The 13,730-nt window shown below is 61.7% G+C and carries 10 protein-coding genes; 6 read left to right on the plus strand and 4 right to left on the minus strand.

Going from position 1 to position 13,730, the window contains the following annotated elements; all coding sequences use genetic code 11:
• Positions 1-216: 216 nt before the first annotated feature.
• The 3 genes from SLW74_RS10560 to SLW74_RS10570 are packed head-to-tail and all read right to left on the minus strand — an operon-like array spanning position 217 to position 3,303.
• Positions 217-1,185 (minus strand): alpha-L-glutamate ligase-like protein, encoded by a 969-nt coding sequence (locus SLW74_RS10560; protein ID WP_167355790.1) that lies wholly within the window; start codon positions 1,183-1,185, stop codon positions 217-219.
• On the minus strand, positions 1,185-2,735 hold the full coding sequence (locus SLW74_RS10565; protein ID WP_065988742.1) for an inactive transglutaminase family protein: 1,551 nt from the start codon (positions 2,733-2,735) through the stop codon (positions 1,185-1,187). Before SLW74_RS10565 ends, SLW74_RS10560 begins: the two co-directional genes overlap by 1 nt.
• 4 nt (positions 2,736-2,739) lie before the next feature.
• Positions 2,740-3,303: an ATP-dependent zinc protease gene (locus SLW74_RS10570; protein WP_296308985.1), complete on the minus strand. Its 564-nt coding sequence runs from the start codon at positions 3,301-3,303 to the stop codon at positions 2,740-2,742.
• Positions 3,304-3,595: 292 nt separating this feature from the next.
• On the opposite strand from SLW74_RS10570, the gene SLW74_RS10575 reads away from it, so the two are divergent.
• From SLW74_RS10575 to prpF, 5 genes are all read left to right on the plus strand, one after another.
• Positions 3,596-4,303, plus strand: coding sequence for a GntR family transcriptional regulator (locus SLW74_RS10575; protein WP_410928824.1), 708 nt, complete (start codon positions 3,596-3,598; stop codon positions 4,301-4,303).
• The gene (gene prpB, locus SLW74_RS10580; protein WP_192130233.1) at positions 4,300-5,190 is read left to right on the plus strand and encodes a methylisocitrate lyase; all 891 of its coding nucleotides are present in this window, start codon (positions 4,300-4,302) and stop codon (positions 5,188-5,190) included. Before SLW74_RS10575 ends, prpB begins: the two co-directional genes overlap by 4 nt.
• 54 nt (positions 5,191-5,244) lie before the next feature.
• Positions 5,245-6,372 (plus strand): 2-methylcitrate synthase, encoded by a 1,128-nt coding sequence (prpC, locus tag SLW74_RS10585; protein WP_410928825.1) that lies wholly within the window; start codon positions 5,245-5,247, stop codon positions 6,370-6,372.
• A 62-nt stretch (positions 6,373-6,434) separates the two neighbouring features.
• The gene (gene acnD, locus SLW74_RS10590; protein WP_410928826.1) at positions 6,435-9,029 is read left to right on the plus strand and encodes a Fe/S-dependent 2-methylisocitrate dehydratase AcnD; all 2,595 of its coding nucleotides are present in this window, start codon (positions 6,435-6,437) and stop codon (positions 9,027-9,029) included.
• 51 nt (positions 9,030-9,080) lie between these two features.
• Positions 9,081-10,271: a 2-methylaconitate cis-trans isomerase PrpF gene (prpF, locus tag SLW74_RS10595; RefSeq protein WP_410928827.1), complete on the plus strand. Its 1,191-nt coding sequence runs from the start codon at positions 9,081-9,083 to the stop codon at positions 10,269-10,271.
• 63 nt (positions 10,272-10,334) lie between these two features.
• On the opposite strand, the gene SLW74_RS10600 is transcribed toward prpF, so the two are convergent.
• The gene (locus SLW74_RS10600) at positions 10,335-11,153 is read right to left on the minus strand and encodes a pyruvate, water dikinase regulatory protein (protein ID WP_074887131.1); all 819 of its coding nucleotides are present in this window, start codon (positions 11,151-11,153) and stop codon (positions 10,335-10,337) included.
• Positions 11,154-11,303: 150 nt separating this feature from the next.
• Here SLW74_RS10600 and ppsA point away from each other — a divergent pair, with 150 nt between their 5' ends.
• Positions 11,304-13,679, plus strand: a complete 2,376-nt coding sequence (gene ppsA / locus SLW74_RS10605) for a phosphoenolpyruvate synthase (protein ID WP_065988503.1) — start codon at positions 11,304-11,306, stop codon at positions 13,677-13,679.
• Positions 13,680-13,730 lie beyond the last annotated feature (51 nt).

A 13,730-nucleotide genomic window follows, 5' to 3' on the forward strand; every position in this document is an offset into this window, starting at 1 on the left:
TTACTTTTGATCGTATGCTTTTTCATGGGCTCGCCCTCGCTGTCGTTGGCTTCTTAAGAATGCCACCGTGGCGCTACTGACGCCTCGGCTTGGGCGAGTCCATCCAATTACGAATGTGTGCGCTGCCTGGTAGGACCGGCTTTAGCCGGGAAGGGACCGGTGTGATCGCCATCAGTTTGTCGGCGAACACCGATCAGCCTGATCAATCGACACAACTCAAACGTGCCCAAACAACCCCTGGGCAAACTTGACCCGCTCTTCCGGGCTCTCCTGAACACCGTCCGCCGCCAGCTCTTCGAGCCGCTTTTCCACCGCCACGGTCCGGTGAGTCAGTCCGCAGTCATTGGCGATCTGGATGTTCAGCCCCGGCCGGGCATTCAGCTCCAGAATCAGCGGCCCGCGGTCCTGGTCCAGCACCATGTCGACGCCGATATAACCCAGGCCGCACAGCTCGTAGCACTCTGCCGCGAGCTTCATGAAACCGTCCCAGTTCGGCAGTTGCACGCCATCCACCGCATTGGTGGTGTCGGGGTGCTTGCTGATGATGTTGTTCAGCCAGGTGCCGCGCAGCGTCAGGCCGGTTGCCAGATCGACGCCGACACCGATGGCGCCCTGGTGCAGGTTGGCCTTGCCGCCGGACTGCCGGGTGGGCAGGCGCAGCATCGCCATCACCGGGTAACCCATCAGCACAATCACGCGGATGTCCGGGACGCCCTCGTAACTGATGCTCTTGAAAATCTGATCTGGCGTAACCCGGTATTCGATGAGCGCGCGATCACGGTGGCCGCCCAGGGAATACAGCCCGGTGAGAATGCTGGAAATCTGATGCTCGATTTCGTCGTGGCTGATGATGCGCCCGGAAATCGTGCGGAAACGCTCTTCGAATCGGTCGGCGATGACCAGAATGCCGTCGCCGCCTGCACCCTTGGCCGGCTTGATGACGAAATCGCTGCGCCCGCCGATGATCGTGTCGAGCTTGTCGATTTCCTTCTCGGTGGAAATGATCCCGTACATCTCGGGCACGTGAATGCCCGCCGCGATCGCCCGCTCCTTGGTGATGATCTTGTCATCGACGATGGGGTAGAGGCTGCGCTTGTTGTACTTGAGCACGTAGTCGGCGTTACGCCGGTTGATGCCCATGATCCCCTTGGCTTCCAGCGCCTTCCAGGTTTTCCACCAGCCGATCATTTATGGGTTTCCCGCTCGGCGTCTTCCTTGAGGAAGGCCTTGAAGCGGACCAGTTCGGTCAGCCGATAACCGCGATAACGCCCCATCGCCAGCATGAAACCCACCAGGATCAGCAGGATGGCCGGGAAGGTGAACACGAAGTAGATGAACTCCGGGATGCTCATAATGATGTGCGCCAGGGACGCCGCAAACAGCGTGCCGATGGCGACCTTCATCGCATGGCCGCCGCCACGTTCTTCCCAGGTGATCGACAGGCGTTCGATGGTCATGGTCAGAATCACCATCGGGAACAGCGCCACCGACAGTCCGCGCTCAAGGCCCAGCTTGTGACTGAACAGGCTGATGGCGGCAATCAGCACCACGACGAAGGTCAGCACCACCGACAGCCTCGGCAGCATTTGCAGCTTCAGGTGTTCGAGGTACGAGCGCAGGGAGAGGCCCAGTGCCGTGATGATGGTGAACAGCACGATGCCAAAGCCCAGCTGGGTCTCGCGAAACGCCAGCGCGATCAGCACCGGGGTGAAGGTCCCCAGCGTCTGCAGGCCCACCAGGTTGCGCAGGATCAGGATCACCAGCACGCCGATCGGGATCATCACCATGATCATGAAAGTCTGCTGGGTTTGCAGCGGCAGGCTGTACAGCGAGTATTCGAGGAAGTCGGCGTCGGTGCTTTCATCGGTCAGCTTGGCCAGACGAATCGCGTTCATCTCGCTGTTGTTCAGGCTGAAACTCACGGTGGCCTTTTTGCCACCCTCCACGGAGATCAGGTTGTCGTTGCCGATCCACCACAGCAGGCGGTCCTGGGGCAGGCCCGCTTCGCCGGTTTCCGGATTGAAATACAGCCAGTCCTTGCCATTGAAGCTGCGCAGCCACAGTTCGGGTGACTGCGGCTGATCGGCGACCAGGCGAATGGTATGGGCTTTCTCCACCGGCACGTGGGCGATGGACAGCAGGGTTTCAGTGATCCGCGCCTTGTTCTGCACCGACGTGTCGCCGGCCAGCAGCAACTTGACGTTGTCGTCGCTCAGATTATTGACACGTTTGATGGCTTCGCTGACGAAGGTTTCGACGTCGGCGGAATGTTGCCGGATCGGCGCAAGCAGCGCGTCGGCGGCGATTTTTTCCGGGCCTTCCACAACGATGCTGTCGCGGAAGATCGGCCCTTTGATCTTGGCTTTCTCGCCGCTGTAGCGCTTGGTCAACACCAGCCGGTAGTACAACGTCTGATTGCCGTTGGCCCGGCGCGCGGACCAGGTGACCTTGCGGTTGCCGTCGGCACGATTGACGTTCACGCCGTAGTTGTTGGAGATGAAGCTTTCATTGAGGCTGATGTAATCCCGGGACAGTGGTGGCACGTACATCTGCACCTTGACCGTGTCCTTCGGGTTGGCGACGAACTCGACCTTGGCGTCGATGTTCCACAGGTCGTCGGTTTCGTCTTCGGTCACCGGAATGCCGAGCACCAATATCTGGTAAGCCGTGATCGCGATGCCCAGCGTGACGAGGGTCGCGATCAGGATTTTCAGATGGAGGGTAAGAGAGCGCATGTCGTTACTCTGCGGTTTGAGCATCGGTGACGCAGGCAGGCTTGCCGGCTGCGTATTTCAGACTTGGATCAACCAGCGCATCGAAGTGCTTGAGGGCTTCGGAGCCAATCAAAAGCGGGTATTGGAATGCGCTGCGGTCGGTCAAGTTCACTTCTATGGTGCGCAGCGCCCCGCCCATGCAGACATCCAGGCTGATGACCGGGCGGGCGGTGTACTTCTTATCGTCATCGGCGTCGATGTCGCCGGCGCGGCGCTTGATCTTGCTGACCCGGGCCAGGGGACGTTCGATGGGGTGTTCGTGGGCATCGTCGATGGCCAGGTAAAAACGCACCCAGGATTCGCCATTGCGCTTGAAGCGTTTGATGTCTCGAGCGCTCAGGGAGGCGGTTTTGGCGCCGGTGTCCAGTTTGGCCGCAACCTGCAGGTCGATGTCGGCAAGCTCCGCGTATTCGTTCAGGCCATAGACGGTCTTTTCAGCGGCTAAGGCCAGACTGGGGAGAAAAAACCCGGGCAGAAATAGGCCCGGCAGGTACAGGGATAAGAGGAAGAGAAGAGGGTGGCGGCTCATAAGTCCAGGCGCGATGAAAAGTGAAAGAGCTGCTTTGACGCCGAAATCGGGTTTTGGTTTGACCAAGGGTGCCGATCCTGCGAAGCCGCTTGCTGCCCCTTGAGGGCTGGAGCGGCCGGCATTCTAGCATGAAGCTTTTGTGGCGCGACCGAGGGGCGGCGCGGACAGGTGCCGTCAGACACTTCGCCAGAACGTGTCGCCATTAGACGATTGTCGACAATCAATCATTTAGCTTTGACGTAATAGCCGTGTTTCGCTAGATTTACTGGCATTCACTCTTCAGGTGTCAACAATGTTGAATGCCGCAGACATTCTCCCTGCTTCGCCGGTCGATGCCGAGACGCTGTCCGAGAACGTCTTTCGCCGCATACAGGCGGCCATCGTCAAGGGCGACATCGCCCCCGGCAGCAAGATCTCCGAGCCCGAGCTGGCGCGCACCTACGGCATCAGCCGTGGGCCATTGCGCGAGGCCATCCACCGGCTCGAAGGCCAGCGCCTGTTGGTGCGCGTTCCCCACGTCGGCGCTCGCGTGGTTTCCCTGAGCCATGCCGAGCTGGTCGAGCTCTATGAAATCCGCGAATCCCTTGAAGGCATGGCCTGTCGCCTCGCCGCCGAGCGCATGACCGTTGAAGAGGTCGACGAACTGCGCCGCGTGCTGGAAACCCATGAGCGTGACAGCGCCTTTCAGGCCGGCGTCGGCTATTACCAGCAGGAAGGCGACTTCGACTTTCATTACCGGATCATTCAGGGCGCGCGTAACAGCACGCTGACCCAGATGCTCTGCGATGACCTCTACCAACTGGTGCGCATGTACCGCATCCAGTTCTCGACGACGCCCAATCGTCCGCGCCAGGCGTTCGCCGAGCACCACCGTATTCTCGATGCCATCGCCGAACGTGACGGTGAGCTGGCCGAGCTGTTGATGCGCCGACACATTGCCGCGTCCAAACGCAATATTGAGCAGCGCTTTCACGCTGCCACTGCCCGAGGTGAACAATGACCACAAGCACCACTCCCGGCCAACGCTTCCGTGACGCTGTCGCCAGTGAACATCCGCTGCAAGTGGTCGGCACGATCAACGCCAACCATGCGCTGCTGGCGCAACGGGCCGGCTTCAAGGCGATTTACCTGTCCGGCGGCGGTGTGGCGGCGGGTTCGCTGGGGGTGCCGGACCTCGGCATTACCGGCCTGGACGACGTCCTCACCGACGTGCGCCGCATCACCGACGTCTGCGACCTGCCGCTGCTGGTGGACGTCGACACCGGTTTCGGTGCTTCGGCGTTCAACGTGGCGCGCACGGTCAAGTCGATGATCAAGTTCGGCGCGGCGGCGATGCACATCGAAGACCAGGTCGGCGCCAAGCGCTGCGGTCACCGGCCCGGCAAGGAAATCGTCTCGCAGCAGGAGATGGTTGATCGCATCAAGGCGGCGGTGGATGCGCGAACCGACGACAGTTTCGTGATCATGGCGCGCACCGATGCGCTGGCGGTGGAAGGGCTGGAATCGGCACTGGACCGCGCCGCAGCGTGCATCGAAGCGGGTGCGGACATGGTCTTCCCGGAAGCGATCACCGAGCTTGAGATGTACAAGCTGTTTGCCTCGCGGGTAAAGGCGCCGATCCTCGCCAACATCACCGAATTCGGCTCGACGCCGCTGTTCACCACCGACGAGCTGAAGTCCGCTGAAGTGGCGTTGGTGCTTTACCCGCTGTCGGCCTTCCGGGCAATGAACAAAGCAGCGGAAAACGTCTACACGGCGATTCGTCGCGACGGCACCCAGAAGAACGTCATCGACACCATGCAAACGCGCATGGAGTTGTACGAGCGCATTGACTACCACGCGTTCGAGCAAAAGCTTGATGCGCTGTTTGCGCAGAAGAAATCGTAGAAAAGCCGCAAATGAATTGCCGATTCCCACACAACTACAAGACTGGAGACAGCAATGGCTGAAGCAAAAGTATTGAGCGGCGCAGGCCTGCGAGGCCAGGTGGCCGGGCAGACCGCGTTGTCCACCGTGGGCCAGGCCGGCGCCGGATTGACCTACCGCGGCTACGACGTGCGTGAACTCGCCGCCGACGCCCGATTCGAAGAAGTCGCGTACCTGCTGCTGCACGGCGATCTGCCGACCCAGGCGCAACTCGACGGCTACCTGAAGAAACTCCAGGGCCTGCGCGACCTGCCCCAGGCGCTGAAAGAAGTGCTCGAGCGCATTCCCGCCGACACCCACCCTATGGACGTGATGCGCACCGGCTGCTCGATGCTCGGCAATCTCGAGCCCGAAGCCAGCTTCGCCCAGCAGCTCGATTCCACCGACCGGCTGCTGGCAGCGTTCCCGGCGATCATGTGCTACTGGTACCGCTTCAGCCACGAGGGCAAGCGCATCGACTGCGTCACTGACGAGGTGTCGATCGCCGGGCACTTCCTGAAGCTGCTGCTGGACAAGGCGCCGAGCGAACTGCACCGCAAGGTCATGGACGTGTCGCTGATTCTCTACGCCGAGCACGAATTCAACGCCTCGACCTTTACCGCGCGAGTTTGCGCATCGACCCTGTCCGACCTGTTTTCCTGCATCACAGCGGCCATCGGCACCCTGCGCGGGCCTTTGCACGGCGGCGCCAATGAAGCGGCGATGGAGATGATCCAGAAATTCGCCTCCGCCGAAGAAGCGACGAAGGGCACTTTGGCGATGCTCGAACGCAAGGACAAGATCATGGGCTTCGGCCACGCGATCTATAAGGACAACGACCCGCGTAACGAGGTGATCAAGGGTTGGTCGAAAAAGCTCGCGGAGGAGGTGGGCGACACGGTGCTCTTTCCGGTCTCCGAAGCCATCGACAAGACCATGTGGGAGCAGAAGAAACTCTTCCCCAACGCCGACTTCTACCACGCCTCGGCGTACCACTTCATGGGCATCCCGACTCAGCTGTTCACCCCGATCTTCGTCTGCTCGCGCCTGACCGGCTGGGCCTCCCACGTGTTCGAACAGCGCGCCAACAACCGAATCATCCGACCGAGCGCCGAATACATCGGCGTCGAACAGCGCACATTCGTGCCCATCGAACAGCGCTGATGGGCAAAGGAGAGTTCCACGGGGCTCTCCACCCGTAACTTTTCCGTGATCGAGTCCTGACGATGAACACTGAATACCGCAAATCGCTGCCCGGCACGGCGCTGGATTACTTCGACGCCCGCGCGGCGGTCGATGGGATCAAGCCCGGTGCCTACGCCACGCTGCCGTACACCTCCCGCGTGCTCGCCGAAAACCTGGTGCGCCGTTGCCATCCGACGACGCTGACGGCCTCGCTCACACAACTGATCGAACGCAAGCGCGACCTCGATTTCCCATGGTTTCCCGCGCGCGTGGTCTGCCACGACATCCTCGGCCAGACCGCGCTGGTTGATCTGGCCGGCTTGCGCGACGCCATCGCCGACATGGGCGGCGACCCCGCGCAGGTCAATCCGGTGGTGCCCGTGCAGTTGATCGTCGACCACTCGCTGGCGGTCGAATGCGGGGGCTACGACCCGGATGCCTTCAGCAAAAACCGGGCGATTGAAGACCGTCGCAACGAAGACCGTTTCCACTTCATCAACTGGACCAAGCAGGCCTTCAAGAACGTCGAAGTGATCCCGCCGGGCAACGGCATCATGCATCAGATCAATCTGGAGCGGATGTCACCGGTGATCCAGACGCTGAACGGCGTCGCCTTCCCGGACACGCTGGTCGGCACCGACAGCCACACCCCTCACGTTGATGCGCTGGGCGTCATCGCCATCGGCGTCGGCGGCCTCGAAGCCGAGAACGTCATGCTCGGCCGCGCCTCGTGGATGCGCCTGCCGGACATCATCGGCGTCGAACTGTCGGGCCGTCCGCAGGCAGGCATTACCGCCACCGACGTGGTGCTGGCGCTCACCGAATACCTGCGTCAGCAAAAGGTCGTCGGCGCGTACCTGGAGTTCTACGGCGAGGGCGCCCGCGCGCTGACCCTCGGCGACCGCGCAACCATCTCGAACATGGCCCCGGAATACGGCGCGACCGCCGCCATGTTCAGCATCGATCAACAGACCATCGACTACCTCAGGCTGACCGGCCGCGAAGACCAGCAAGTGCAGCTGGTCGAGACCTTCGCCCGCCACACCGGGCTCTGGGCCGACAGCCTGACCACCGCCGAATACGAGCGCGTCCTGCGTTTCGACCTGTCCAGCGTGGTGCGCAACATGGCCGGGCCGTCCAACCCCCATGCACGTGTAGCGACGGCCGATCTGGCCGCCAAAGGCATCGCGGCGCCGTGGCAGGAGATCCCGGGCGAAATGCCGGATGGCGCGGTGATCATTGCCGCCATCACCAGCTGCACCAACACCAGCAACCCGCGCAACGTCATCGCCGCAGGTCTGCTGGCGCGCAACGCTAATCGCTTGGGGCTGACGCGCAAACGCTGGGTGAAGTCGTCCCTGGCGCCGGGCTCGAAAACCGTCGCGCTGTACCTGGATGAAGCAGGGCTGACCGGCGAGCTGGAGCAACTGGGTTTCGGCATCGTCGCGTTCGCCTGCACCACCTGCAACGGCATGTCCGGCGCGCTGGATCCCGTGATCCAGCAGGAAATCATCGACCGCGACCTGTACGCCACGGCGGTGTTGTCGGGCAACCGCAACTTCGACGGGCGCATTCACCCTTACGCCAAGCAGGCGTTTCTCGCCTCGCCGCCGCTGGTGGTGGCCTACTCCATCGCCGGAACAATCCGCTTCGATATCGAGAAAGACGTGCTGGGCCTCGGCCCCAACGGCGAAGAAATCCGCCTGAAAGACCTCTGGCCGAGCGACGCCGAGATCGACCAGGTGGTGAAGGCCTCGGTCAAGCCGGAGCAGTTCCGTCAGGTGTACATCCCGATGTTCGCCATCCACGAAGACACCGGCCCGAAAGTCGCGCCGTTGTACGACTGGCGCCCGATGAGCACCTACATTCGTCGCCCGCCGTATTGGGAAGGCGCCCTGGCCGGCGAACGAACCCTCAGGGGCATGCGTCCGCTGGCGGTGCTGCCGGACAACATCACCACCGATCATCTGTCGCCCTCCAACGCGATCATGCTCGACAGCGCCGCTGGCGAATACCTGGAGAAAATGGGCCTGTCGGAAGAGGACTTCAACTCCTACGCCACCCATCGCGGCGATCACCTGACGGCCCAGCGCGCCACGTTCGCCAACCCCAAGCTGTTCAATGAAATGGTGGTGGAGAACGGCAAGGTCAAGCAGGGTTCCTACGCGCGGATCGAACCGGAAGGCCAGGTCACGCGGATGTGGGAGGCCATCGAAACCTACATGGCGCGCAAGCAGCCCCTGATCATCATTGCCGGCGCCGATTACGGTCAGGGTTCGTCCCGGGACTGGGCCGCCAAGGGCGTGCGTCTGGCGGGCGTTGAAGTCATCGTCGCCGAGGGCTTCGAGCGTATCCATCGCACCAATCTGGTGGGCATGGGCGTGCTGCCGTTGGAGTTCAAACCGGGCACCAATCGCCTGACCCTGGGTATCGACGGTACTGAAACCTTCGACGTGATCGGCGCGCGTACGCCGGGCGCAACGCTGACGCTGATCATCCAGCGCAAGAATGGCGAGCGTGTGGAGGTGCCGGTGACCTGCCGTCTCGACACGGGGGAAGAGGTGTTGATCTACGAGGCCGGCGGCGTGCTGCAACGCTTCGCCCAGGACTTCCTCGAATCCTCCGCCGTCGCCTGAGCCGACGCGCGCTCTTTATGACGCGCGCTCTATATAAAGAAGGAGCAGTTGATGGCTTCCACCGCACAGATCAAGATTCCCGCGACCTATATGCGCGGCGGCACCAGCAAGGGCGTGTTTTTCCTCCGGGACGACCTGCCTGAAGCCGCGCAAACCCCCGGTGCGGCCCGTGATGCCTTGCTGTTGCGGGTGATCGGCAGCCCCGACCCCTACGCCAAGCAGATCGATGGCATTGGCGGCGCGACGTCGAGCACCAGCAAAACGGTGATCCTGTCAAAGAGCGAGAAAGCCGATCACGACGTCGATTACCTGTTTGGTCAAGTGGCCATCGATAAGCCCTTCGTCGACTGGAGCGGCAATTGCGGCAATCTGTCAGCGGCAGTCGGCCCGTTCGCGATCAGCAACGGTCTGGTTGACCCGGCGCGCATTCCTTGGAAAGGCGTGGCGGTGGTGCGCATCTGGCAGGCCAACATCGGCAAAACCATCATCGCCCACGTGCCGATGACCGACGGCGCGGTGCAGGAAACCGGCGATTTCGAGCTCGACGGCGTGACCTTTCCGGCGGCGGAAGTGCAGCTGGAATTCATGGACCCTGCCGCAGACGAGGAGGGCGCAGGCGGCTCGATGTTCCCCACCGGCCATCTGGTGGACGAGCTTGAAGTGCCGGGCGTGGGGACGTTCAAGGCGACGATGATCAATGCCGGCATCCCGACGATTTTCGTCAACGCCCGGGACATCGGCTACACCGGCAGCGAATTGCAAGACGCAATAAACAGCGATCCGAAGGCCCTGAGCATGTTCGAAACGATCCGGGCCTATGGCGCCTTGCGCATGGGGCTGATCGGCACGGTCGAGGAGGCAGCGACGCGTCAGCACACGCCCAAAGTAGCGTTCGTGGCCGCGCCTGCGGACTACCTGTCTTCCAGCGGCAAACGGGTCACCACCGCAGACACCGATCTGTTGGTGCGCGCCATGTCCATGGGCAAGCTGCACCACGCGATGATGGGCACCGCAGCAGTGGCCATCGGCACGGCAGCCGCGATTCCCGGAACGCTGGTCAATCTGGCAGCGGGCGGCGGCGAGCGCAGTGCCGTGCGCTTCGGCCATCCTTCCGGAACCCTGCGTGTCGGCGCTGAAGCGGTGTTGGTCGACGGCGACTGGCAAGTCAAAAAAGCCATCATGAGCCGCAGCGCCCGGGTATTGATGGAAGGATGGGTGCGAGTGCCGGGCAACAGCTTCTGACCGGAGCGCATGGCCTGCTCCGGCCAACTTGCAGCTTGCAGCTTCAAACTTGCCGCTGCGCAGCTACTTAAACCGCCGCTCGACGCCTTTCTCCACCAGCACCTTGGCCGAGATTTCCTCCACCGAAAAATGCGTGGAATTGATGTGCGGGATGTTTTCGCGGCGGAACAGGCCCTCGACTTCGCGCACCTCGAACTCGCACTGGGCGTAGCTGGCGTAGCGGCTGTTGGGTTTGCGTTCGTGGCGGATCGCGGTGAGGCGGTCGGGATCGATGGTCAGGCCGAACAGCTTGTCCCGGTGCAGCTTCAGCGCGGCAGGCAACTGCAGGCGCTCCATGTCATCTTCGGTCAGCGGGTAATTGGCCGCGCGGATGCCGAACTGCATGGCCATGTACAGGCAGGTCGGGGTTTTGCCGCAGCGCGACACCCCCACCAGGATGATGTCGGCCTTGTCGTAGTAATGGGTTCTGGCGCCGTCGTCGTTGTCCAGCGCAAAGTTCACCGCCTCGATCCGCTCCATGTAGTTGGAGTTGTGCCCGATCGAGTGGGATTTCCCCACCGAGTAGGACGAGTGTGAACTAAGCTCCAGCTCCAGCGGGGCGAGGAAGGTCGAGAAGATATCGATCATGAAGCCGTCGGAGGTCGCGAGAATCTCGCGGATGTCCTGGTTGACGATGGTGTCGAAAATGATCGGACGGGCTTCGTCCTTCTCGGCGGCCTTGTTGATTTGCTGCACCATGGCCCGCGCCTTCTCGACGCTGTCGATATAGGGGCGCGTGAACTTGTTGAATGTAATGTTTTCAAATTGCGCTAGCAGACTCTGGCCAAGGGTTTCGGCGGTGATGCCGGTGCCATCGGAGATGAAAAAAGCGGATCGTTTCATTTGCGCCCCGGGGCCTTAAGCTGAAGACAATTTGTGGATATGATAGGCCGGCTTGCGGGCCATGACTGGCCGCATTCTACCTGTTTTCAATCGCCGCGATTCCCGCACCAAAAGCGTTCCCAACAATAACCGGTTAGTGGAGAGATCACCTTGGTAGAGTACGTAGTTTCCCTCGATAAGCTCGGCAAACATGATGTTGAGCACGTGGGGGGCAAGAACGCATCCCTCGGCGAGATGATCAGCAACCTGGCGGGCGCAGGCGTGTCCGTTCCCGGTGGCTTTGCCACTACCGCTCAGGCCTACCGTGATTTTCTTGAGCAGAGTGGCCTGAACGATCAGATCCATCAGGCCCTCGACGCTCTGGATGTCGACGACGTCAACGAGCTGGCCAGAACCGGCGCGAAGATCCGTCAGTGGATCATGGAGGCTGAATTCCCCGAGCAGCTCAACGCCGAAATCCGTACCGCTTTCGCCGCGCTGTCGGCGGGCAACCCGGACATCGCCGTTGCCGTGCGCTCCTCCGCCACCGCAGAAGATTTGCCGGACGCCTCCTTCGCCGGTCAGCAGGAAACCTTCCTGAACATCCGTGGCGTGGAAAACGTGATCCGCGCGGCGAAAGAAGTCTTCGCGTCGCTGTTCAACGACCGCGCCATTTCCTACCGCGTGCATCAGGGTTTCGACCACAAGCTGGTGGCGTTATCCGCTGGCGTGCAGCGCATGGTGCGTTCTGAAACCGGCACCGCAGGCGTCATGTTCACCCTGGACACCGAATCCGGTTTCCGCGATGTCGTCTTCATCACCGGTGCCTACGGCCTGGGCGAGACCGTCGTTCAGGGCGCGGTCAACCCGGACGAATTCTACGTTCACAAAAACACCCTTGAAGCCGGTCGCCCGGCGATCCTGCGCCGCAACCTGGGCAGCAAGGCGATCAAGATGATCTACGGCGAAGAAGCCAAGGCCGGTAAATCGGTCAAGACCATCGACGTTGACCTCGCCGATCGCGCGCGTTTCTGCCTCAGCGACGAGGAAGTCAGCAACCTGGCACGCCAGGCGATGATCATCGAAAAACACTATCAGTGCCCGATGGACATTGAGTGGGCCAAAGACGGCGACGACGGCAAGCTGTACATCGTGCAGGCGCGTCCCGAGACCGTTAAAAGCCGCAGCTCGTCCAATGTCATGGAACGCTATCTGCTGAAAGAGAAGGGCACCGTTCTGGTGGAAGGCCGCGCCATCGGCCAGCGCATCGGCGCCGGCAAGGTGCGGATCATCAAGGACGTGTCCGAGATGGACAAGGTCCAGCCCGGCGATGTACTGGTCTCCGACATGACCGACCCGGACTGGGAACCGGTGATGAAGCGCGCCAGCGCCATCGTCACCAATCGCGGCGGGCGCACCTGCCACGCGGCGATCATCGCCCGCGAGCTGGGCATTCCGGCAGTAGTGGGTTGCGGCAACGCCACCGAGCTGTTGCAGGAAGGTCAGGGTGTCACCGTGTCCTGCGCCGAGGGCGACACCGGTTACATCTTCGAGGGCGAGCTGGGCTTCGACATCAAGCAGAACTCCGTCGACGCCATGCCTGACCTGCCGTTCAAAATCATGATGAACGTTGGCAACCCCGACCGCGCGTTTGATTTCGCCCAGTTGCCCAACGCCGGCATCGGCTTGGCGCGTCTGGAATTCATCATCAATCGCATGATCGGCGTGCACCCCAAGGCGCTGCTGAACTACGCCAACCTGCCTCAGGACATCAAGGAAAGCGTCGACAAACGCATCGCCGGTTACGACGATCCGGTCGGTTTCTACGTCGAGAAGCTGGTGGAAGGCATCAGCACCCTGGCGGCGGCGTTCTCGCCGAAGAAAGTCATCGTGCGCCTCTCGGACTTCAAGTCCAACGAATACGCGAACCTCATCGGCGGCAAGCTTTACGAGCCGGAAGAAGAAAACCCGATGCTGGGCTTCCGTGGCGCGTCCCGTTACATCAGCGAAAACTTCCGCGACTGTTTCGAGCTGGAGTGCCGTGCCCTCAAGCGTGTGCGCAACGAGATGGGCCTGACCAACGTCGAAATCATGGTGCCGTTCGTGCGCACCCTGGGCGAAGCGAGTCAGGTCATCGATCTGCTCGCCGAAAACGGGCTGGCCCGTGGCGAGAACGGTCTGCGCGTGATCATGATGTGCGAGCTGCCGTCCAACGCCCTGATGGCCGATGAATTCCTCGAATTCTTCGACGGCTTCTCCATCGGCTCCAACGACCTGACCCAGCTGACCCTGGGGCTGGACCGTGACTCCGGGATCATCGCCCACCTGTTTGACGAGCGTAACCCTGCGGTCAAGAAGCTGCTGTCCTACGCCATTCAGGCTTGTAACAAGGCCGGCAAGTACATCGGCATTTGCGGTCAGGGCCCGTCCGATCATCCGGATCTCGCGCGCTGGTTGATGGAGCAGGGCATCGAAAGCGTGTCCCTCAATCCTGATTCGGTACTGGAGACCTGGTTCTTCCTGTCCGAAGAGGACGCTCCCACCTGATGCAGATCGAGTAAGATGCCGGCCCGTTTCCATGGGCCGGTTTCCCGAGAG

Origin of the sequence: Pseudomonas sp. W5-36, assembly GCF_046540455.1 — a bacterium.
In the GTDB taxonomy this organism is placed as follows: domain Bacteria; phylum Pseudomonadota; class Gammaproteobacteria; order Pseudomonadales; family Pseudomonadaceae; genus Aquipseudomonas; species Aquipseudomonas graminis_B.